Here is a 20136-nt window from a genome sequence, read left to right as displayed (position 1 = left end):
GCTTTGCTGCGGTCTAGGGACGGAATGTGACGATAGGGTGTCAGCGCATGAACTGGCGCGCGCAATCCGGCGTGACCGCCAGCACCAGACTGCCGTCGCGCAGGCCGTCGACCGTGCCGCACCAGGCGCCCTGCACGGTGAACAGGCTTTTCGTGCCCCGCGCCGGGCGATAGGCGATGCGCCGGCCCTGGGTGTCGAACAGGTTCAGCACCCCGACCGCGTTCGGCGCGTAATAGCCCACCACCGACCCGTCCGAGGTGAAGATCACTCGCCCCTCGTTCACGCGGTCGGTGGGGCGGTTGCCCGGTGCGGTCGGCGCGTTCGCGGTGTTTCCGGCCGAGTTCCAGGCCGCATGGGGCGCATTGCCCGGCCGCGCGGGGCTGTTGGCGGGGTTCCCGGGCCCCAGGTCGAACGGCAGCTGCGTGCGGTCCAGCACCATCAGCGGCGCGTCGGCCAAAGCCGCGGGGGCGGCCAGCATCGTCAGGAACAGAGCAAGTCGCATCATCGGGGGCATCCTTTTCGCAGGCCCATCATGGCCAAACCCCGCGCCCTGCGCCAGAGGTTGCGCGGCCCGCCCCTGCGGCCTAAGGCGTGACGGGCGGCACCCTGCGCCGCCAGCCGCGAAAGGGCAGACCATGGCCGATGACGACTATGTCTATGACGAGGCCACGGGCGAATGGCGCCCCGCCGCCGAGGTCGCGGCCGAGGCCGCCGCTGCCGGCATCGTGCGCGACAGCGCGGGCACGCCGCTGGCCGACGGCGACCAGGTGGTCGTCATCAAGGACCTGAAAGTCAAGGGCAGCAGCACCGTGATCAAGCAGGGCACCGTGATCCGCGGCATCCGCCTGACCGACGACCCGGCAGAGGTCGACTGTCGCCACGACGGCATCAGGGGCCTGGTCTTGCGCACGGAATTTCTGCGCAAGCGCTAGCGGGTCAGGGCCTGCCCGACGCGGGCGAACTCGTCCCGGCTGCCGGGAATGCCAAGCCGCAGCCAGCGGTCCGAATAGGGAAAGCGCCGCGTCCAGACATGTGCGCGGGCCAGCGTGTCCTGGGCCGCCTGCGCGTCCGGTGTGTCGTACAGGCGGAACAGGTGCGTCCCGCCCAAGGGCCGCCAGCCTGCGAGCGCGGCCAGCCGGTCCAGGTTCAGCGCGGCTTCGGCGTGATAGGTGACGGTGTCGTCGGCCCAGGCCCGGTCGGCCATGGCGGCGGTCGCGATCTCCAGCGCGGGGCCGCTGACGGACCAGGGGCCCGCTGCCTCGCGCAGCTGCGACAGCAGGGCTGGGTCCGCCAGCGCAAATCCAAGCCGCAGCCCGGCCAGACCCCAGAACTTGCCAAAGCTGCGCAGCACCACCGCATTGGCGGGCAGGGACCGGGCCAGCGACAGGTCGGGGCGCGCATCCGCGAAACTTTCGTCGACGATCAGCAGGCCGACCCGCCGTGCCAGCGCGGCCAGGACCAGGGGCGACCATTCCCGCCCGTCGGGGTTGTTGGGGTTCACGACGACGGCCAGGTCGGCGCCATCCATCCTGTCCAGGTCGGGGGCGGGGGTGACGCGCCAGCCCGCAGCGGTCAGGCTGGCCGCATGTTCGTTGTAGCTGGGCATCAGCACCGCCGCGTGGCCCGCGGGCCGCAGGCGCGGCACCAGCTGGATCGCGGCCGTGGCCCCCGCCATCGGCAGGACGTGGTCGTCCGCGCAGCCGAACCATTCCGCGGCGACCCGGATCAGCGCCCGTTCCGCCCTGGCCATCGGCAGCGCGCGAAAGGCCGTGTCCGACAGGGGCTGGACCGGCCAGGGCCTGCGGTTGATGCCGGTCGACAGGTCGATCCAGTCACCCGTGCCGAACCGTGCCTGCGCCGCATCCAGATTGCCGCCGTGATCGCGTGCCATGCCGCCCCCTTGGTCCTGTCCGCCCCTGCTAGGACACCACCGCCGCGGGGGCAATTCGGACTTTACACCAGTGGTAAAGCGGACCACGATATGTTGTAAGCGCCATGGCCGCCGACCCCCGGTGTTGTGTGGCCACCCAAGGACCACCGCGGCGCAAGACCGCAGCCACAGGCAGACCATGACGCAGATCGATTCCTCCATGCGCATCGACGACATCCACCCCATCGACATCGTCGAGGCCGTGGCCACGCATCACGCCTGGGAGTTCGACCGCCTGGCCGAGGATCAGATCGTCATGGATGTGGACGGCCAGTGGCGCCGCTATGCGCTGACCCTGGCATGGTCGCCCCGCGACGCGGTCCTGCGGCTGATCTGCAGCTTTGACATGGACCCGCCGGCGGACCGCATGCCGGCCATCTATCAGACGATCAACCTGGCCAATGACCGGGTCTGGGACGGGGCCTTCACCTTCTGCGCGCCGCAGCGGCAGATGGTCTGGCGGTACGGGCTGGTGCTGGCGGGGGACGCGATCGCGCTGCCGGAACAGGTGGACCGGATGATCGGCACCGCCCTGGCCGCGTGCGAGCGGTTCTATCCTTCGTTCCAGTTGGCCGGGTGGGGCGGCACCTCGCCCGCCGCGGCGCTGGAGATTGCCTTGGGCGAAACCTACGGACGGGCCTGACATGAACGATTTCGACGACATCAACGCGCGCGGACTGGTCCTGGTCGGATGCGGCCGCATGGGCGGGGCGATGCTGCAGGGGTGGCTGGCGCGCGGGTTGGACGCGGGCGCGGTCACGGTCATCGACCCGAACCTGGCACCGGAATGGCAGGACCGCGGGTTGCGCGTGAATGCGGACCTGCCGTCTGATCCGGCCGTGGTCGTGCTGGCGGTCAAGCCGCAGATGATGGGCGGCGCGCTGTCTGCCATGCCGGACCTGTCGGGCAGCCTGGTGATATCGGTCGCGGCAGGCACGACCATCGCGACCTTCGAGGCGGCCTTTCCCGGCGCCCCCGTGATCCGGGTGATGCCCAACACGCCCGCGGCCATCGGTCAGGGCATTTCCGCGATGATCGGCAACGGTGCCGCAACGCCCGCTCATCTGGACCTGGCCGAGGCGCTGATGCGCGCCGTGGGCCGCGTCGTCCGGCTGGAGCATGAGGGCCAGATGGACGCCGTCACCGGCCTGTCGGGCAGCGGTCCGGCCTATGTGTTCCACCTGATCGAGGCGATGGCCGCCGCGGGCGCGGCGCAGGGCCTGTCGCCCGCGCTGTCGCTGGAACTGGCGCGCATGACCGTGGCCGGCGCGGGTGCGCTGGCCGTCCATGCGGACGAGGACCCGGCCGTGCTGCGCCGCAATGTGACCTCGCCCAACGGGACGACCGCGGCGGGGCTGGCGGTGCTGATGGACGAAGGCACCGGCCTGATGCCGCTGATGGTGCGCACCGTGGCGGCCGCGACCGAACGCGGGCGGGAGCTGGGTCGCGGATGATCACCTTTGACGATTTCCTGAAGGTCGACATCCGCGTCGGCACCATCACCCGCGCCGAACCCTTCCCCGAGGCGCGCAAGCCCGCGATCAAGCTGTGGCTGGACCTGGGCGATCTGGGAGAGCGCAAGTCCTCGGCCCAGATCACCCGTCATTACGACCCCCAGACGCTGGTCGGCATGCAGGTGCTGTGCGTCGTGAACTTTCCGCCCCGCCAGATCGGCCCCGTCATGTCCGAGGTGCTGGTCCTGGGCGTGCCCGACCCCGACGGAGAGGTCGTGCTGATCCGTCCCGACCTGACCGTCCCCAACGGAGGCCGTCTCTATTGAAGGTTCTTGTCACCCGCCCGATGACCGACCGCGCCACCGCCGCCATCCGCGCGGCCTGCGACGCGACATTCCGCGACAACACGCCCCTGACCGTCGATCAGGCGGGCCAGGCGATGCGCGATTATGACGCGATCATCCCGACGCTTGGCGACGCCTTCGGGGCCGAGGCCTTCCAGGGCGATCTGCGCTGCAGGCTGCTGGCCAATTTCGGCGCGGGGTTCAACCATATCGACATCGCCGCGGCCCGCGCCGCGGGGGTGGCGGTCACGAACACGCCCGACGTGGTGACGGACGCGACCGCCGACATCGCGCTGACACTGATGCTGATGGTGCTGCGCCGCGCGTCCGAGGGCGAACGCCTGCTGCGGGCGGGCGGCTGGACCGGGTGGAACCCCACGCAGCTGCTGGGCGCCGAGATGTCGGGCCGCACCGTGGGCATCGTCGGCATGGGCCGGATCGGTCAGGCCATCGCGCGGCGCGCGCATCTGGGCTTCGGGATGGAGGTGGTGTTCTTCAACCGCTCGACCGTCGCGGGGCTGGACTTTCCGGCCCGCCAGATCGGCGATCTGCGCGCCATGCTGGCGGCCTGCGACGTGGCGGTGATCGCCGTGCCGGGGGGTGCGGCCACGCGCGGCCTGATCGGCGCGGCCGAACTGGAGGCCCTGGGCCCGCAGGGCGTGCTGGTCAACATCGCCCGCGGTGACGTGGTGGACGAGGATGCGCTGATCGCAGCCCTGGTGAACGGCCGCATCGCGGGCGCGGGCCTGGACGTCTATGCGCAGGAGCCTCATGTGCCCCAGGCCCTGCTGGATGCCCCCAATGCCACGCTGCTGCCGCATCTGGGAACGGCCACCGACGACACGCGCACGCGCATGGGCCTGCGCGCGCTGGCGAACCTGCAGGCCCATATCGACGGCGGCGTTCCGCCGGACCTTGTCCGCTAGGAACCTGCCACGGCTGCGGGCGTTATTCCGGCATATGAACGTCTGAAAAGGAGGCGGAAATGAACTGGGATATCATCGAAGGCAAATGGAAGCAGCTGAAAGGCGCGACCAAGGTCAAATGGGGCGAACTGACCGACGACGAGCTGGATCAGATCGACGGCAACAAGGACAAGCTGGCCGGCAAGCTGCAGGAAAAATACGGCTGGACCAAGGACGAGGCCGACCGCGAGATCGACGATTACTATCGCGACAAGTGATCGCTCTGCCGCACCGGCTGATCAGGGGCGTCCCATCCGGGGCGCCCCTTTCCACATCCGCTTGATCGTTTGTCCGCGGTAGGGCACCACAGGGGCGAACCGACCGGAGCGTCGCATGTACTACGCCTATTCCATCGAGAACGGTCGCCTTGTGCGCCTTGCCGCAGAACGCGATGTCGCGGACGCGGCATGGATCGACCTGATCCAGCCGAACGACGCCGAGATCGCGCAGCTGCGCGTGCTTGGCGTGCCTGTTCCCAGCCTGGCCGAGATGGAGGAGATCGAGCTGTCCAACCGCCTCTATCGCGAGGACGGGCTGGACTACATGACCGCGATGCTGCCGGGAGAGCGCGCCGGGGGTGACCGGATCTCGATGCCGGTGACGTTCATCCTGTCGACGGACCGGCTGGTGACGGTGCGCCACCATTCGCCGCGGCCGTTCCTGACCTATCCCGAACGCGCCGAACGCTCGACCTTGGGCTGCGGCACGCCCGACCGCCTGTTTCTGGGCCTTGTCGAGGAGATCATCGCCCGGCTGGCCGACATCCTGGAAGGGGCCGGCCGCACGCTGGACCAGACCACCGCCGCGGTGTTCGAACGCCGCGCGGTCGCCGCGGCCTCGGACCGGTTGCAGGCCGCGCTGCAGGATGTCGGACGCGAGGCCGAGACGATGGCACGCGTCCGCCTGGCGCTGCTGACGGTCGAGCGGATGCAGGCGTTCTATACCGCCACGCTGGAGGACCGCCCCGAGGAGGGCCGCCTGCGCGCCGCCACCCGTGCCCAGATGCGCGACATCCAGGCGCTGGAGGTGCATGCCGATTTCCTGGGCGGGCGGGTCAGCCTGGCGGTGGACACCACGCTTGGCCTGATCAACCTGCAACAGAACAACACGGTCCGCATCCTGTCGGTCGTCGCGGCGCTGTTCCTGCCGCCGACGCTGATCGCCAGCGTCTACGGGATGAACTTCACGAACATGCCGGAACTGGACGAGCCCTGGGGCTATGCCTTTGCCCTGATCCTGATGGGCGGGACGACCTTGGGGACATGGCTATTCCTGCGTTGGAAGGGCTGGATCTAAAGATCGTCCAGCAGGTCCAGCATCTCGGGGGGCATCTGGCCCTCGGAGAGGGTGATGGCGTGCGGGCCGGTCGCGTCCGTCACGGTGATCGCATAGCGCATCCGATCCGGGCAGCCGGGACAGGGGGTGGCCGCCATGTCGGCCAACGCCTTGGGGTGGAAGGCCGCGCACAGCTCCTGCGCCCGGGGTTCGGGCTGGGCGTCGGTGTCGATGCGGCGCGAGGTGGCGGCAGTGATGCCGCCAAAGCCGCCATGGCTGCGGATCTCTATGATCATGCGGTCCTCCGGTCCGCGGATCATAGGATCAGACCGCGATTCCCACAAGTTTCCACGCGCGCCGCAGCAGCAGCGCCTGTTGGCTGCCCGCGCCCGCCAGTGCCGCCGCGCTGCGCAGGGTCTGGTCGGCAAAGTCGGAAAAGCTGGCCATCGGGTTGTTCAGGTCCTGCAGCGTCCGGTACCAGATGCGGCCCGGCAGCTCCCACGCGTTGCCGCCCAGATAGCTGCAGAACAGGTAGAAGGCGTGGTTCGGAATGCCCGAATTGATGTGCACGCCGCCATTGTCATCGGTCGTGGTGTTGAACTGATCCATGTGCCAGGGCTGGGGATCGGTGCCCAGCAAGTCGTCGGCATAGGCCGTGCCCGGTGCCTTCATGCTGCGCAGCGCCACGCCGTTGATGCCCGCGCCCAGGATGCCGCGCCCGATCAGCCAGTCGGCCTGATGCGCGGTCTGGCCCAGCACCCGCTGTTCGGCCAGCGCGCCGAAGACGTCGGCCACATGTTCGTTCAGCGCGCCGGATTGGTTCTCGTAGATCAGCCCGCCGGAATGCTGGATGACGCCATGGGTCATCTCATGCGCGATGACCGACAGCTGCAGGAAGGTCCGGAAGATCTTGCCGTCGCCCGTGCCATAGGCCATCTGCTGCCCGTCCCAGAAGGCGTTGTTGTAGTTGCGGCGGTGCTGGACCGTCGCCACCAGCGGCATGCCGCGTCCGTCCAGCGAGTTGCGGCCGTATTCCTCGGCGAACATCGCGAAGACCTGGCCGGCGCTGTCATAGGCCAGGTCGGCATCCGCGATGCCGGACGGCGCGTCGCCCTCGGCCCGGACCAGGCGGCCGGGAAGGGCGGCGCGGAATTTACCGTCATGGATGCGGCGGTCGGGGCAGCACAGGTCGGGATCGGGGGCGATGCCCTGCGGCGCGGGCGGCAGGCTGGCCCAGGCCGCGCGCTCCCCGCGCAGCTGTTCGTCATGGCGCAGCAGCGTGCGCGCCATGTCCGCCGTCGCGGGGTCACCCCGCAGCGCCAGCACCCGCAGCATATAGGGCGGCACGATGCAGGCGATGGGATTGTGGTGAGAGCAGCCGAACGACAGGCACATGGGGCGACCTTTCCGCGTTGGTTCACCCCAAGGTAGCACGGAACGCCCGACCCGCAAGGGTCGGATGTTCACGTTTCATTCACGTCAGTCCATGCGCTTGCCGCTGACCTTGTCGAACAGGTGCAGCCCGCCGGGGCGATAGGACAGGCGCATGTGATCGGACAGGGGGGCATCGGACGGCAGGGTGATGGTGATGCGGGCATCGCCGGTCTTGCCGTGGACCAGCCGCTGCGCGCCCAGTTCCTCGACCGCCAGCACCGACATCTCGATCGGGCCGTCGGCGGTGACGCTCAGATCCTCGGGGCGGATGCCCACATGGCCCGCATGCCCGGTGCCGGGCAGGTGCGGAACGGCGCTGGCCTCGATCAGGTTCATGGCCGGGCTGCCGATGAAGCTGGCGACGAAGGCCGATGCCGGGCGGCGATAGACCTCCAGCGGCGTGCCGATCTGTTCGATCTGCCCGCCGTTCAGCACCACCAGCCGGTCGGCCAGCGTCATCGCCTCCAGCTGGTCGTGGGTCACATAGATCGAGGTCGTGCGCAGGCGCTTCTGCAGCTCCTTGATCTCAAGGCGCATGGCGACGCGCAGTTTCGCGTCCAGGTTCGACAGCGGCTCGTCGAAGAGAAACGCGGCCGGTTCGCGCACGATGGCGCGGCCCATGGCGACGCGCTGACGCTGGCCGCCCGAAAGGGCGCGCGGCTTGCGGTCCAGGAACGGGCCGATCTGCAGGATGTCCGAGGCGATTCCCACGCGCCGCTCGATCTCGGCCTTGGGGGTGCCGCGGTTCTTCAGGCCGTATGCCAGGTTCTGGCGCACCGACATGTGCGGGTACAGGGCATAGTTCTGGAACACCATGGCGATGTCGCGATCGGCGGGCTCGATCTCGTTGACCACGCGGTCGCCGATCCGGACCTCGCCCTCGGTGATGCTCTCCAGCCCCGCGACCATGCGCAGCAGCGTGGATTTTCCGCAGCCCGACGGGCCGACCAGGACCAGGAATTCGCCATCCGCGATGTCGATATTGACGCCGCCCACGGCGCGGGCGCCGCCGGCATAGACCTTGCCGACATTGTTGAGGGTGATGGATGCCATCTTATTTCTCCGTCTCGACAAGACCTTTGACGAACAGGCGCTGCATGGCGACCACCACGATCACGGGTGGGATCATCGCCAGCATCGCGGTCGCCATGACCAGGTGCCATTGCGGCAGACCGTCCACGGCATCCGCCATGCGCTTGATCCCCGCAACGATGGTGTAATAATCCGAACTGGTCGTGATCAGTAGCGGCCAGAGATACTGGTTCCAGCCATAGATGAACAGGATCACGAACAGGGCTGCGATATTGGTGCGCGACAAGGGCAGCAGGATGTCGCGAAAGAACTTCATGGGCCCGGCGCCGTCGATGCGGGCGGCCTCGGTCAGTTCGTCCGGGATGGTCAGGAAGACCTGGCGGAACAGGAACGTGGCCGTGGCCGACGCGATCAGCGGGATCGACAGGCCGGCATAGCTGTTCAGCATGCCCAGGTCGGCGACCACCTGGAAGGTCGGCACGATGCGCACCTCGACCGGCAGCATCAGCGTGATGAAGATGCACCAGAAGGCCAGGCCGCGCAGCGGAAAGCGGAAATAGACCACCGCGAAGGCCGACAGAACCGAGATGACGATCTTGCCGATGGCGATGGCCAGCGCCATGACGAGGCTGTTGAACATCATCACGCCGACCGGGGGCGTGCCGCTGGTGGACACGCCCGCGCCCAGCATCTGGCTGTAGTTCTGGATCATCTGGTCGCCCGGCCACATCGGGATGGTGCCCGACATGAAGGCGGTCGCGCTGTGGGTCGAGGCCACGAAGGCCACCCAGACCGGCAGCGCCACGACGCAGACGCCCAGGATCAGCGTCAGGTGGGCGGCCAGGTTCAGGAAGGGACGGTTCTCGATCATCAGTAGGCCACCTTCTTCTCAACGTACCGGAACTGGATCACCGTCAGCACCAGGACCAGCGCCATCAGAACCACCGACTGCGCGGCGGACGAGCCCAGGTTCTGCCCGACGAAGCCGTCGAAATAGACCTTGTAGACCATGATGTTGGTGGCCTGTGCCGGGCCGCCCTCGGTCGTGGCGTCGATCACGCCGAACGTGTCGAACATCGCATAGACGATGTTGACCACCAGCAAGAAGAACGTCGTCGGCGACAGCAGCGGAAAGGTGATGTCGAAGAACCGCCGCACCGGACCCGCCCCGTCGATGGCCGCGGCCTCGCGCAGGCTGGCCGGGATCGCCTGCAGCCCTGCCAGGAAGAACAGGAAGTTGTAGCTGATCTGTTTCCACGCGCTGGCGATCACGACCAGCGTCATGGCGTCGCCCTTGTCCTGGATGTGGTTCCAGTCATAGCCCAAGCCCCCCAGCAGATAGGGCATGATGCCGATGGTCGGGTTGAAGATGAACCACCACAGGATGCCCGCGACCGCAGGCGCCACCGCATAGGGCCAGACCAGCAGCGTCGTATAGACACGCGTGCTGCGGATCATCCGGTCCACCGCGATCGCCAGCAGCAGCGACAGCCCCATCGACAGCACCGTGACCGAGATGGCGAAGACCGCCGTCACCTGCAGGCTGTTGAGATATTCGGGGCTGCCCCACAGGCGGGCGAAATTCTCCAGTCCGACAAAGGTCGTCCGGGTGCCGAAGGCATCCTCGCGCAGAAAGCTTTGACGGATGGCCTGACCGGCGGGCCACAGGAAAAAGATGAAGGTGATGATCAGCTGGGGGGCCAGCAGCAGCCATGGCAGCAGCTGGTTTCGGAAAATGGTGCGCTTCATCGCGGGACCTTGGGGCGAAAACGGGAAAAGACCGGGGCCGCGCGTGATGCGCGGCCCCGGCCGAAGGAGGTGGGGCGGTTACTGGTTCTGCGCCTGGAACTCTTCCAGCAGCGCGTCGCCGCGGCTGACGACCGCGTCCAGCGCGCCCTGCGCGTCCTTGTCGCCCGACAGAAGCTGTTCGAACTCTTCGTCGATGATGCCGCGGATCTGGACATAGCTGCCAAAGCGCAGACCCTTGGAGTTCTCGGTCGGCTCGTTCAGGGTGATCTGGTTGATGCCGGTGTCGGCGCCGGGGTTCTCGGCATAATAGCCGGCCATCTGCTCACGCGCGGCGGCGGTGATGGGCAGGTAGCCGGTGAAGGACGCCCAATCGGCCTGCACCTCGGGCTGGGTCAGGTAGTCGAAGAACGCCGCGGTCGCCGCGTATTCCTCGTCCGTCTTGCCCGACAGCACCCACAGCGAGGCGCCCCCGATGATCGAGTTCTGCGGCGCGCCCTCGACGTCGTCGTAATAGGGCAGCATGCCATAGCCGACCTCGTAGGCGGTCGAGTTGGCGATGACGCCTGCACGGCTGGCAGAGCTGCCCATCATCATCGCGCATTCCTGCGAGTACAGCATCGGGGCCGCGTTGTCGGCGCCCACCGGGCCGCCGTACTTGAAGATGCCTTCGTCGGACCAGCGCTTGAGGTTGTCCCAGTGCTTGACCTGAACGGGACCGTTCAGCGACAGGCGCGCGTCCAGACCGCCAAAGCCATTCTCCAGCGTGCCGATCGGCTGGTTGTGCCAGGCCGACAGGTTCTCGGTCTGGGCCCAGCTGATCCATTGCGTGGTGAAGCCGCAGGTCGCGGCGCCCGATTCCATGATCTGCTTGCTGAACTGCTCCAGCTCGGCCCAGGTCTTGGGAGGAGTGTTCGGGTCCAGGCCCGCCTTCTCGAACACGGTCTTGTTGTAGTACAGGATCGGTGTCGAGCTGTTGAAGGGCATCGACAGCATGTTGCCGTCGGAATCGGTGTAATAGCCGACGACGGCCGGCAGGAACGCCGCCTGGTCGAAGGCCTGGCCGTGCTGCTCCATCAGTTCGTGGACCGGGACGATGGCGCCTTGGGCGGCCATCATGGTGCCGGTGCCGACCTCGAACACCTGGACGATGGCGGGCTGCTGGTTCGCGCGGAACGCGGCGATCGCGGCGGTCATCGTCTCGGGGTAGGTGCCCTTGTAGGCGGGGGTGACGGTGTATTCATCCTGGCTGTCGTTGAAGCCCTGGGCGATCTCTTCCAGCTTCGCGCCCAGCTCGCCGCCCATGGCGTGCCACCATTCGATGTTCGTTTCTGCCTGCGCGGCAGTCAGCGACGCCACCAGCGCCACCGCGGATGCGGTTCCGTATCGGATCATGTTGTCTTCCCTCCCTTACAGAGTTGCGATGCTGACCCCGCCTATCGGCAGTTCACGACAGCATCGCAACGCTCATGTGACAGTCTTGTGACGTCGGGAGGTTTGGGTCAACGGGTTTCGTTGGCGTTCGGTTTTTTACGAAGTTGCGCGAATGCCCCCATCACCGCGCCGATGATCGGGTTGATGACCTTGGTCGCCACCGGCAGCAGGGCCAGTCCCAGGATCAGGCCGATGACGCCGTCGCAGAAGGCGGTGACGACCCATGCGACCACGCCGGGGGCCGCGGGCACGGCGGCGGCGGCGGCCTCGGCCCAGTCATGGATCAGGTGATAGGGCGCGCCCCAGCCCAGCTGCTCCAGGCCGTGCACGATGATCTGCCCGCCGACCCAGATCATCGCGGCGGTGCCGACCACGGTCAGCGTCTTCATGAAGCCGGGCATGACCTTGACGATGCCGCGGCCCAGGGCGGCGACGGCGCCGGTGCGGCGCTGTGCCAGGTGCACCCCGACATCGTCGGCCTTCACCACCAGCGCCACGAACCCATAGACCGCGACGGTGATCGCCACGGCGACCAGCGCCAGGATGACCGCCTTCATCAGCAGGCTGTCGTCGGTCGGGATGGTGGACAGGGCGATTGTCATGATCTCGGCCGACAGGATGAAGTCGGTCTTGATGGCGCCGGCGACGCGGGCCTCCTCCAGCGCGGCACCGTCGGTGTCGGGATGGGTGTGCTTTTCGCTGTCATGGGTGTCGGTCTTGTGGAACAGGTGCGCGACCTTGTGCGCGCCCTCGTAGCACAGATAGGCGCCGCCCAGCATCAGCAGGGGCGGAATGGCCCAAGGCGCAAAGGCCGACAGCAGCAGCGCGACCGGCAGCAGGATCACCAGCTTGTTGAACAGCGATCCGCGGGCGATCTTCCAGACGATGGGGATCTCGCGGCTGGCGTCGAAGCCGTGGACGTATTTCGGCGTCACCGCCGCGTCGTCGATGACCGCGCCCGCGGCCTTGGCGCCCGCCTTGGCCGCCTGGCCCGCCACGTCGTCGATCGATGCCGCCGCCACCTTTGAAATTGCCGCTACGTCGTCAAGAAGCGCGATCAACCCGCTCATGCAGTGTCCCTTCGGAAATTGGCCCGATGCGGCGCCGCGCCGCAGCCCATCAGCACCCGGCAACGCGCGTCGAGGCAAGCGGTTTCACCATCACTCACGGATCGGCATGCAAAAAGGCCCGCGCAGAGGGGACTGCGCGGGCCATGACCTGCCTGTCGGGGGACGGCAGGTCCTGCGGGGCGTCTTAGGACGCCGGCAGCAGCACGGTGTCGATCGAGTGGATCACGCCGTTCGACTGGTCCACGTCGGGGATCAGCACGGTGGCGACGTTGCCGTTCTCGTCGGTAATCTGCAGGGCATTGTCGCTGGCGCGGATGCTGGCGGTCAGCGTGCAGCCACCCACGGTCTCAAGCTGGGCCGAACCGCCGCCCTGCTGGATCATGCGGCCCACGGCGGACGACATCGCCTCGGTCGGGACGACGTGGCAGGTCAGGATGGTCTGCAGGGTCTGCAGGCTCTCGGGCTTCAGCAGGTCCTCGACGGTGCCGTCGGGCAGCTTTTCGAAGGCCGCGTTGGTGGGGGCGAAGACGGTGAAGGGGCCGGGGCCCGACAGCGTCTCGACCAGGCCCGCGGCCTGCACGGCGGCGACCAGCGTGGTGTGGTCGGCCGAGTTCACGGCGTTTTCGACGATGTTGCGGTTCGGGAACATCTCGGCGCCGCCCACCATGGTGTTCTGGGCAAAGGCCGGTGCGCCAAGCGCGATGGTGGCAGCGATGATCGAAGCGCCGACTTTGGTAAAGCGGGTGGTCATGGACTTCCTCCGGTTTTGGTTCTGGGCGGCATTTCTGCGCCCGACAGTACCAAACACGCGGCAGGCGCGGGTTAGTTGCGCAACCCCCCGGTCAATCCGCGATCACAAGGACGTGAGCGGTGCAATGGCCACCACCGGCCCGGTCGCCTGGCCGGTCGGCGATCCGCCCGCCGGTTCGTCCGACAGCGCGATCTGGATGTCGGCCGAGGGGTCCAGTCCATCCGGCAGCGTCATGCGCAGGGTGCCGTCGCGCGGGACCAGCCCGATCGATACCGGGGCCGAGCCGTCGGGTTTTACCCACCAGATCTCCCAGTCGCGGTCATCAGGGGCGGCGCCGCTTTCCAGCGCGATCTCCATGTCGCGCCCGTCGATGCGGGCAGCGACGCGCAGGACCTGATCCTGGGTCGCAAGCTGTGCCTGATAGGCGGGGGCGGCGGGCTGCTGCAGCCCGGGCAGCCACAGGAACGCGGCGGTCGCGGCGACGGCCAGCAACCCGGCCAGCGCGCCCATCGGACCGCGCCACCAGGCCCGCCGTTCGGTCGGGTCGTTGGCCAGGGGCGGGGTGACGTGGCCCAACCGTTCGCGGATCGCCTGGCGCGCGCGGGCAGGGGCCATGACCGGGGTCAGCGCCTCGGCGATGCCGGCCATGCGTTCGTACCAGTCGTGGACGATGTGGGCGAAATCCGGGTCGGTGGACATGCGGGCCGTCGCGGCGGCGGCCTCGGGTCCGTCCAGGAGGCCAAGCGCCAGCTCGGCCGCCAGCGCCTGGTCTTCCTGGGACGGGGTCAGCGGGGCGTCGTCGGTCATTGGCTTACGCAATCCTTCAGTCGCAGCAGGCTGCGGCGCAGCCAGCTGCGCACGGTGTTGATGGGAAGCCCCTCACGCGCGGCCAGGTCGGCATAGCTGACCCCCTCGAGGTAGACGGCACGCACGGCGCCCGCCTGCGCCTCGGCCAGCCTGGCCAGGCAGTCGTCCAGCATGCGGCGTTCCTGGGCCATGATCGTCGCCGATTCGGGACCCGGCGCGCTGCAGGCGACGAAGGCCGCGGCATCTTCGGGCGCGGTCACCGGTCGTGATCCGCGGGCACGCAGCCTGTCGATGGATCGGTTGCGGGCGATGGTGATCAGCCAGGTCATCGGCGACAGCCCGTTCGAGGCATAGCGCGCGGCGCTTTGCCACACGCGGATATAGACCTCCTGCAAGGTCTCCTCGGCCTCGGGGCGGTCCTTGAGGACCGACAGGCACACGGCGTGCAGCTTGGCCGATGTCGCGTCGTACAGGCGGTCAAAGGCGTCGCGATCACCCATAGCGGTACGGGCGATCAGGGTTTCCAGTTCGGAACGGCGTGCGTCTGTCAAAACCGGGGCATCCTTCCAAGGGTTGTGGGCACCTTATGAAGCACACCCTCGCGCGTCAACGCGCGCACGGGGTGGCGGCCGCCCGCGCCGTGCCTTGCACCCGTTGCCCGAATGCGCGATCAATGCGCCGATGTGATGGAAAGGGCTAGGGCCGATGCTGGACATGAACGCGAAACCCACCGAAGAGATCGACCTGCGCGAGGTGTTCGGTCTGGACAGCGACATGAAGGTCAAGGGCTTTGCCGACCGCACGGATCGCGTCCCCGAGATCGACAGCACCTACAAGTTCGATCCCGACACGACGATGGCGATCCTGGCAGGCTTTGCCTACAACCGCCGCGTCATGGTCCAGGGCTATCACGGGACGGGCAAGTCCACCCATATCGAACAGATCGCGGCGCGCCTGAACTGGCCCTGCGTGCGCGTGAACCTGGACAGCCATGTCAGCCGGATCGACCTGATCGGCAAGGACGCGATCAAGCTGGTCGACGGCAAGCAGGTCACCGTGTTCCACGAGGGCATCCTGCCCTGGGCGCTGAGGAACCCGACCGCGATCGTCTTTGACGAATACGACGCGGGCCGCGCGGACGTGATGTTCGTGATCCAGCGCGTGCTGGAGGCCGACGGCAAGCTGACGCTTCTGGACCAGAACGAGGTCATCACGCCGAACCCCTATTTCCGCCTGTTCGCCACCGCCAACACGGTGGGCCTGGGCGACACGACCGGCCTCTACCATGGCACCCAGCAGATCAACCAGGGCCAGATGGACCGCTGGTCGCTGGTCGCGACGCTGAACTATCTGCGTCACGACGCCGAAGCCGCGATCGTGCTGGCCAAGGTGCCGCATTACAACACCGAGAAGGGCCGCAAGACCATCAACCAGATGGTGACGCTGGCCGATCTGACGCGGACTGCCTTCATGCAGGGCGACCTGTCCACCGTCATGAGCCCGCGCACGGTCATTTCCTGGGCGCAGAACGCGCGCATCTTTGACAACGTGGGATACGCGTTCCGCCTGACCTTCCTGAACAAATGCGACGAGCTGGAGCGCCAGACCGTGGCAGAGTTCTATCAGCGCCTGTTCGACGAGGAATTGTCGGAAAGCGCAGCCGCCAAGGCGGGCTGAGGCCCGCGCGGCCAAGGGGGCCATCCGCAGATGAAGAAATCCGACAACCCCGCCGACCCGTTCAAGAAGGCCCTGACCGAGGCGACGCGCGCGCTGGCGGGCGAACACGAACTGAACGTGACCTTCAGCGCGGACCCGGCCGGGGTTGCGGGCGACACGATGCGCCTGCCGCAGATCAGCCGCCGCATGGGCCGCGACGAGGTGCTGTTGGCGCGCGGCACGGCCGACGCGCTGGCCATGCGGATGCGCCACCACGATGCGGGCACCCATGCCCGCTATTCCCCCGCGGGCCCCATGGCCCGCGAGCTGTACGAGGCGCTGGAGACCGCGCGCTGCGAGGCGCTTGGCGCGCGCGACATGCCGGGGGCGCTGTCCAACATCGACGCCAAGATCGGCGCCGAGGCCGACAAGAAGGGCTATGCCCAGATCAAGGCCCCGGCCGATGCGCCGCTGTCGGTGGCGGCGGGTTACATCCTGCGCCAGGCGGCGACCGGGCGTGCGCTGCCCGCGGGCGCGCAGCATGTCGCCGACCTGTGGCGGCCCTTTGTCGAGAGCCAGGCCTCGGGGGCGCTGGCGGACGTGAACGACGCGCTGGCGGATCAGGCCGCGTTCTCTCGGCTGTCGCGGCGGATCATCACCGACCTGGGCTATGGCGACCAGCTGGGCGAGGATCCGGACCAGCCCGAGGATGACGACAGCGACGAGAACGCCGAGCAGGACGAGGAATCCGGCGACAGCGAATCGCAGGATCAGGACGACAGCGAGGAGAGCGACGCCAGCCCCGAGCGCAGCCAGGAGCAGACCCAGGACGAGCGCCAGGCCCAGGTCGGCATGGACGACACCGCCGAGGACGAGATGGCGGACGAGGCGGAGATGCCCGATCAGGACAGCCCGCCCGACCTGCCGCCCCCCGTCAGCGAGGCCAGCCCCGATTACCGCGTCTTCGCCCAGACCTGGGACGAGGAGATCCGCGCCGAGGATCTGGCCGACATCGCCGAGCTGGAGCGCCTGCGCGCCTATCTGGACAAGCAGCTGGAGCCCCTGCGCGGGGCCGTCAGCCGCCTGGCCAACAAGCTGCAGCGCCGCCTGCAGGCCCAGCAGAACCGCAGCTGGGAGTTCGACAAGGAGGAGGGCGTCCTGGACGCCGGCCGCCTGGCCCGTGTGGTGGCGAACCCGACCATGCCGCTGTCCTTCAAGATCGAGAAGGACACCGAGTTCCGCGATACGGTCGTGACGCTGCTGATCGACAATTCCGGGTCGATGCGCGGGCGTCCGATCAGCATCGCGGCGATCTGCGCCGACGTGCTGGCCCGCACGCTGGAGCGGTGCAACGTCAAGGTCGAGATCCTGGGCTTTACCACGCGCGCCTGGAAGGGCGGGCAGTCGCGCGAGGCGTGGCTGGCCGCGGGCCGTCCGGCCCAGCCCGGGCGCCTGAACGACCTGCGCCACATCGTCTACAAGTCCGCCGATGCGCCCTGGCGCCGCGTCCGTCCCAATCTGGGGCTGATGATGAAGGAGGGGCTGCTGAAGGAGAACATCGACGGCGAGGCGCTGGAATGGGCGCACAAGCGCCTGACCCGCCGCCCCGAGGCACGCAAGATCCTGATGGTGATCTCGGACGGCGCGCCGGTCGATGACAGCACCCTGTCGGTCAACCCTGCCAACTTCCTGGAACGCCACCTGCGTGACGTGATCGCGATGGTCGAGAAGCGCCGCGCCGTCGAGTTGCTGGCGATCGGCATAGGCCATGACGTCACCCGCTATTACCAGCGGGCCGTGACGATCACCGATGCGGAGCAGTTGGCCGGGGCGATCACCGAGCAGCTGGCGGCGCTGTTCGACAGCGATCCGCGCAAGCGGGCGCGGGTGCTGGGCATGGCGTCGATCCGGCGAGGCTGATTGCGTCCCGCGACGCCGGGGGGCGCCGCCCCCCGGACCCCCCGAAGGCATCGCTGATCCGTGACCTAGTCCCGCAGCAATCGACGGATCGTGTGGCGCAGCAGGCGATCACCCCCGGGTTGCCATCCGGCACCGATCAGTGCGGTGCAGTCCGGGACGCGCAGGCGTGATGCATCGGCACGCGGGGGCAACGGGTGACGGCTGCCGGTGGCGTCGCGGACGATCGCCAGTAGGTCGTGGTGATCCAGCACAAGATCACTGCAGTTGACGGTGGATGGCAGCACCCCCGTCGACAGAAGCAGGACCAGCGCCCGGGCGAGGTCGGCGGCGTGGACCTCGGTCGCGATGCGCGGGGCGATGGGGCGACCGGACAGGTAATCGGCGAACAACGTCCGCCATTTATGCGCCGGGCCAGGACCATAGACGCCGGTCGCACGGATCGCGCAGCCCGCCAGCGGCAGCGATGTCAGATGCGCCTCTGCCCCGGCCTTGACCTGGCCGTAGAGTGTGGTCGGCGCGGCGGGCAGGTCGTCGGGCAGGCGCATCCCCGGCGGATGACCGTCATGCACCGCGCGCGAGGACAGGAACAGCACCCGCCCGACCCCCTGCCGCACGGCCTGATCGAACAGGGCACGCGTGCCGTCCAGGTTGGCAGCGATGAAGGCCGCGGGGTCATCACCCTCTCCGCCGCGATAGCGGCCCGGCGCGTGGGCGAAGGCACAGTGGATCAGGGCGTCATGGCCCTGCAGCGGCGCAGGGTCGCCCAACGCCCAGCCATGGGCCCGGTCCAGGGGCGTGACGTCGTGGCCCGCCCGGCCAAGGGCGCGCGCGGCATAGCGACCGACGATCCCGGACGCGCCGGTCAGGGCCACGCGCATCAGACGGGCGGGCCGGGCAGGGCGTTCAGGTCGGGTAGGGGTCCGCCTGCCGCGATCTGGCGCCAGAGGTCGATCAGCGGGCGCAGACTGTCGGCCTTGGGGTGATCCTGCCAAGGCTTTTCGTACTGGAAATGCAGGATGCGGATCTGGGTCCAGTCCCAAAGCTGCGGCATGTGCGTCCAGACATATTGCAGCAGGTTGTGGTGGATCGACAGCCCCTGCCAGTCGGGAAAGTACTCTTGCAGGAAGGTCTGATCCGTGCGCCGCCAGAAGGCGCCCGGCCGGTCCAGACGGGCCATCATCGCGGCAAACGTCGCGGGATCGGGGCGTGCGGTGAAGACGCCCGAATTCATCCGGCCGAACCCGTCCAGCCCGTCATAGACATTAGGCGCGGCGCAGAATTCCGGGAAATCGAACAGCTTGTCGACCGGGCGCAGCACGATCGCGTCGGCGTCGATGAAGACGCAGGCGTCGTAGTCCAGCTGCCACAGCCGTAGCTTGATGAAATTGTCCAAGGGGGTATGGAAATCCGGCTTTCCGCCCTTGAGGAATGCGGCCCGTGCATGCAGCGCGTCGCGGGCGTGGGCCTGGTCGAAGGCGTCCGACGTGGGCAGCAGGTCCGCCCGGATCAGCCGGGCGCCAAGCGCGGACAGGCGCGCCAGCGCATCCGCATCAAGGCCGCGATGCATCACCGCCAGATCGGCGGAGGTCCCGGTCAGCCTGAGGGAACGCAGAAGCGCCTCGGCGCCTGGCAGGTAGGCGGCATTGCTGACCAGGGTGACGAAGGCGCGGCGTGCTGTCGCAGGGCCGTCCGCGACTAGTCCGGGGGGCAGCGTGGGATCGGTCATCGGCACGGGTCCTGATCGGGGCGGGTGTCGGGCCTTCATGGCAGACGGGCGCGGGGTTTGCCAAGCTGTTGCGGAACCGCCCACCCCCGGCCACGTTTCCTTGCGAGTCCAACAGGAAAGTGATCCCATGTCCCACAACCACGAGCCGGAAAAAGCCGCGCGCAACCACAAGCCCGCGATCATCGCCATCATCGTCGCGCTGGTCGTGGCGGCACTGGTGTTCTTCGTCTTCACGCCTGGCGTGGACGAACAGGAAGACGGCATCGCCACGACCGCCCCGCCCGCCGACACGCCGATCAGCGATGCCGAGGGTCTGGGCGAGGATGTCGGCGAACCCACCACGCCCGGCGCGGATACCCCGGCCGATGGCACCACCGCCCCCACCGGCACCGCCGACCGGCCCGCAGGCGACGACGCCCCCGCCCCCGCGAACTGAGCCGCGCCTACATTCCACGTTTCCTGCGCCCGGACCCGAAACGGTCCGGGCGTTCTTCTGACGCAACCGTGACCGGCTTGGGCCGATGACATTGCCTCACGGGTTTGAGATAACGGCCACAGAATGGCGCGCAAAGCGCTGCGGGCGGTATCTTCG

24 protein-coding genes are annotated in these 20136 nt (G+C 68.2%); 10 read left to right on the top strand and 14 right to left on the bottom strand.

Annotated features, from left to right (window positions below; translation table 11 throughout):
- Nucleotides 1–40: 40 nt before the first annotated feature.
- Nucleotides 41–505: a hypothetical protein gene (locus tag LZ686_RS03680; protein ID WP_064503567.1), complete on the bottom strand. Its 465-nt coding sequence runs from the start codon at nt 503–505 to the stop codon at nt 41–43.
- A 130-nt stretch (nt 506–635) separates the two neighbouring features.
- On the opposite strand from LZ686_RS03680, the gene LZ686_RS03675 reads away from it, so the two are divergent.
- Nucleotides 636–932: an alkylphosphonate utilization protein gene (locus LZ686_RS03675; protein ID WP_045981632.1), complete on the top strand. Its 297-nt coding sequence runs from the start codon at nt 636–638 to the stop codon at nt 930–932.
- Here LZ686_RS03675 and cobD read toward each other — a convergent pair.
- A complete protein-coding gene (cobD, locus tag LZ686_RS03670) occupies nt 929–1891 on the bottom strand; it encodes a threonine-phosphate decarboxylase CobD (protein ID WP_349547011.1) in 963 nt (320 codons plus the stop codon). The two genes, LZ686_RS03675 and cobD, sit on opposite strands and share 4 nt — an antisense overlap.
- Before the next feature lie 178 nt (nt 1892–2069).
- Here cobD and LZ686_RS03665 point away from each other — a divergent pair, with 178 nt between their 5' ends.
- The 6 genes from LZ686_RS03665 to LZ686_RS03640 all read left to right on the top strand — a co-directional run bounded on the left by LZ686_RS03665 (nt 2070) and on the right by LZ686_RS03640 (nt 5989).
- The gene (locus LZ686_RS03665) at nt 2070–2573 is read left to right on the top strand and encodes a type III secretion system chaperone family protein (RefSeq protein ID WP_046000997.1); all 504 of its coding nucleotides are present in this window, start codon (nt 2070–2072) and stop codon (nt 2571–2573) included.
- A 1-nt stretch (nt 2574) separates the two neighbouring features.
- Nucleotides 2575–3384, top strand: coding sequence for a pyrroline-5-carboxylate reductase (gene proC / locus LZ686_RS03660; protein WP_349547010.1), 810 nt, complete (start codon nt 2575–2577; stop codon nt 3382–3384).
- The gene (locus tag LZ686_RS03655; protein ID WP_349547008.1) at nt 3381–3710 is read left to right on the top strand and encodes a tRNA-binding protein; all 330 of its coding nucleotides are present in this window, start codon (nt 3381–3383) and stop codon (nt 3708–3710) included. The genes proC and LZ686_RS03655 overlap by 4 nt, the downstream gene beginning before the upstream one ends.
- Nucleotides 3707–4654 carry a 2-hydroxyacid dehydrogenase gene (locus tag LZ686_RS03650; protein ID WP_349547007.1) on the top strand — a complete coding sequence of 316 codons (948 nt, stop codon included), beginning with the start codon at nt 3707–3709 and terminating at the stop codon, nt 4652–4654. The genes LZ686_RS03655 and LZ686_RS03650 overlap by 4 nt, the downstream gene beginning before the upstream one ends.
- Before the next feature lie 59 nt (nt 4655–4713).
- A complete protein-coding gene (locus tag LZ686_RS03645; protein WP_046000993.1) occupies nt 4714–4911 on the top strand; it encodes a CsbD family protein in 198 nt (65 codons plus the stop codon).
- Nucleotides 4912–5026: 115 nt separating this feature from the next.
- On the top strand, nt 5027–5989 hold the full coding sequence (locus LZ686_RS03640; RefSeq protein WP_045981625.1) for a magnesium transporter CorA family protein: 963 nt from the start codon (nt 5027–5029) through the stop codon (nt 5987–5989).
- Here the strand turns inward: LZ686_RS03640 and LZ686_RS03635 are convergent.
- The 10 genes from LZ686_RS03635 to LZ686_RS03590 form a co-directional block, all read right to left on the bottom strand.
- Nucleotides 5986–6264, bottom strand: coding sequence for a protealysin inhibitor emfourin (locus tag LZ686_RS03635; protein WP_045981624.1), 279 nt, complete (start codon nt 6262–6264; stop codon nt 5986–5988). The two genes, LZ686_RS03640 and LZ686_RS03635, sit on opposite strands and share 4 nt — an antisense overlap.
- Nucleotides 6265–6292: 28 nt before the next feature.
- On the bottom strand, nt 6293–7363 hold the full coding sequence (locus LZ686_RS03630; protein ID WP_349547006.1) for a M4 family metallopeptidase: 1071 nt from the start codon (nt 7361–7363) through the stop codon (nt 6293–6295).
- A gap of 84 nt (nt 7364–7447) precedes the next feature.
- On the bottom strand, nt 7448–8455 hold the full coding sequence (locus tag LZ686_RS03625) for a sn-glycerol-3-phosphate import ATP-binding protein UgpC (protein ID WP_045981622.1): 1008 nt from the start codon (nt 8453–8455) through the stop codon (nt 7448–7450).
- A gap of 1 nt (nt 8456) precedes the next feature.
- Nucleotides 8457–9305, bottom strand: coding sequence for a sn-glycerol-3-phosphate ABC transporter permease UgpE (gene ugpE, locus LZ686_RS03620; protein WP_046000989.1), 849 nt, complete (start codon nt 9303–9305; stop codon nt 8457–8459).
- Nucleotides 9305–10183 carry a sn-glycerol-3-phosphate ABC transporter permease UgpA gene (gene ugpA / locus LZ686_RS03615; protein WP_349547005.1) on the bottom strand — a complete coding sequence of 293 codons (879 nt, stop codon included), beginning with the start codon at nt 10181–10183 and terminating at the stop codon, nt 9305–9307. The genes ugpE and ugpA overlap by 1 nt, the downstream gene beginning before the upstream one ends.
- 78 nt (nt 10184–10261) lie before the next feature.
- On the bottom strand, nt 10262–11575 hold the full coding sequence (gene ugpB / locus LZ686_RS03610; protein WP_349547004.1) for a sn-glycerol-3-phosphate ABC transporter substrate-binding protein UgpB: 1314 nt from the start codon (nt 11573–11575) through the stop codon (nt 10262–10264).
- Between the two features lie 107 nt (nt 11576–11682).
- Nucleotides 11683–12684 (bottom strand): DUF808 domain-containing protein, encoded by a 1002-nt coding sequence (locus tag LZ686_RS03605; protein ID WP_045981618.1) that lies wholly within the window; start codon nt 12682–12684, stop codon nt 11683–11685.
- 184 nt (nt 12685–12868) lie between these two features.
- Nucleotides 12869–13435 (bottom strand): fasciclin domain-containing protein, encoded by a 567-nt coding sequence (locus LZ686_RS03600; protein WP_349547003.1) that lies wholly within the window; start codon nt 13433–13435, stop codon nt 12869–12871.
- A 102-nt stretch (nt 13436–13537) separates the two neighbouring features.
- Nucleotides 13538–14242 carry an anti-sigma factor gene (locus LZ686_RS03595; protein WP_349547002.1) on the bottom strand — a complete coding sequence of 235 codons (705 nt, stop codon included), beginning with the start codon at nt 14240–14242 and terminating at the stop codon, nt 13538–13540.
- On the bottom strand, nt 14239–14793 hold the full coding sequence (locus LZ686_RS03590) for a sigma-70 family RNA polymerase sigma factor (protein ID WP_045981615.1): 555 nt from the start codon (nt 14791–14793) through the stop codon (nt 14239–14241). Before LZ686_RS03590 ends, LZ686_RS03595 begins: the two co-directional genes overlap by 4 nt.
- A 154-nt stretch (nt 14794–14947) precedes the next feature.
- Here LZ686_RS03590 and cobS point away from each other — a divergent pair, with 154 nt between their 5' ends.
- On the top strand, nt 14948–15919 hold the full coding sequence (cobS, locus tag LZ686_RS03585) for a cobaltochelatase subunit CobS (protein ID WP_349547001.1): 972 nt from the start codon (nt 14948–14950) through the stop codon (nt 15917–15919).
- 30 nt (nt 15920–15949) lie between these two features.
- Nucleotides 15950–17818 carry a cobaltochelatase subunit CobT gene (cobT, locus tag LZ686_RS03580; protein WP_148912034.1) on the top strand — a complete coding sequence of 623 codons (1869 nt, stop codon included), beginning with the start codon at nt 15950–15952 and terminating at the stop codon, nt 17816–17818.
- A gap of 65 nt (nt 17819–17883) precedes the next feature.
- On the opposite strand, the gene LZ686_RS03575 is transcribed toward cobT, so the two are convergent.
- Both LZ686_RS03575 and LZ686_RS03570 read right to left on the bottom strand, forming a co-directional pair.
- Nucleotides 17884–18696, bottom strand: coding sequence for an NAD-dependent epimerase/dehydratase family protein (locus LZ686_RS03575; protein ID WP_349547000.1), 813 nt, complete (start codon nt 18694–18696; stop codon nt 17884–17886).
- A complete protein-coding gene (locus LZ686_RS03570) occupies nt 18696–19544 on the bottom strand; it encodes a glycosyl transferase (RefSeq protein ID WP_295170953.1) in 849 nt (282 codons plus the stop codon). Before LZ686_RS03570 ends, LZ686_RS03575 begins: the two co-directional genes overlap by 1 nt.
- A 127-nt stretch (nt 19545–19671) precedes the next feature.
- Here LZ686_RS03570 and LZ686_RS03565 point away from each other — a divergent pair, with 127 nt between their 5' ends.
- On the top strand, nt 19672–19980 hold the full coding sequence (locus LZ686_RS03565; protein WP_148912037.1) for a tripartite tricarboxylate transporter TctB family protein: 309 nt from the start codon (nt 19672–19674) through the stop codon (nt 19978–19980).
- The last annotated feature ends 156 nt before the right edge of the window (nt 19981–20136 follow it).

The organism is Paracoccus sp. NFXS7 (assembly GCF_040148865.1).
GTDB classification, from domain to species: Bacteria; Pseudomonadota; Alphaproteobacteria; order Rhodobacterales; family Rhodobacteraceae; genus Paracoccus; species Paracoccus marcusii.
Note: the sequence above shows the minus strand (reverse complement) of the source record. Positions and strands in the feature narration are given on the sequence as shown.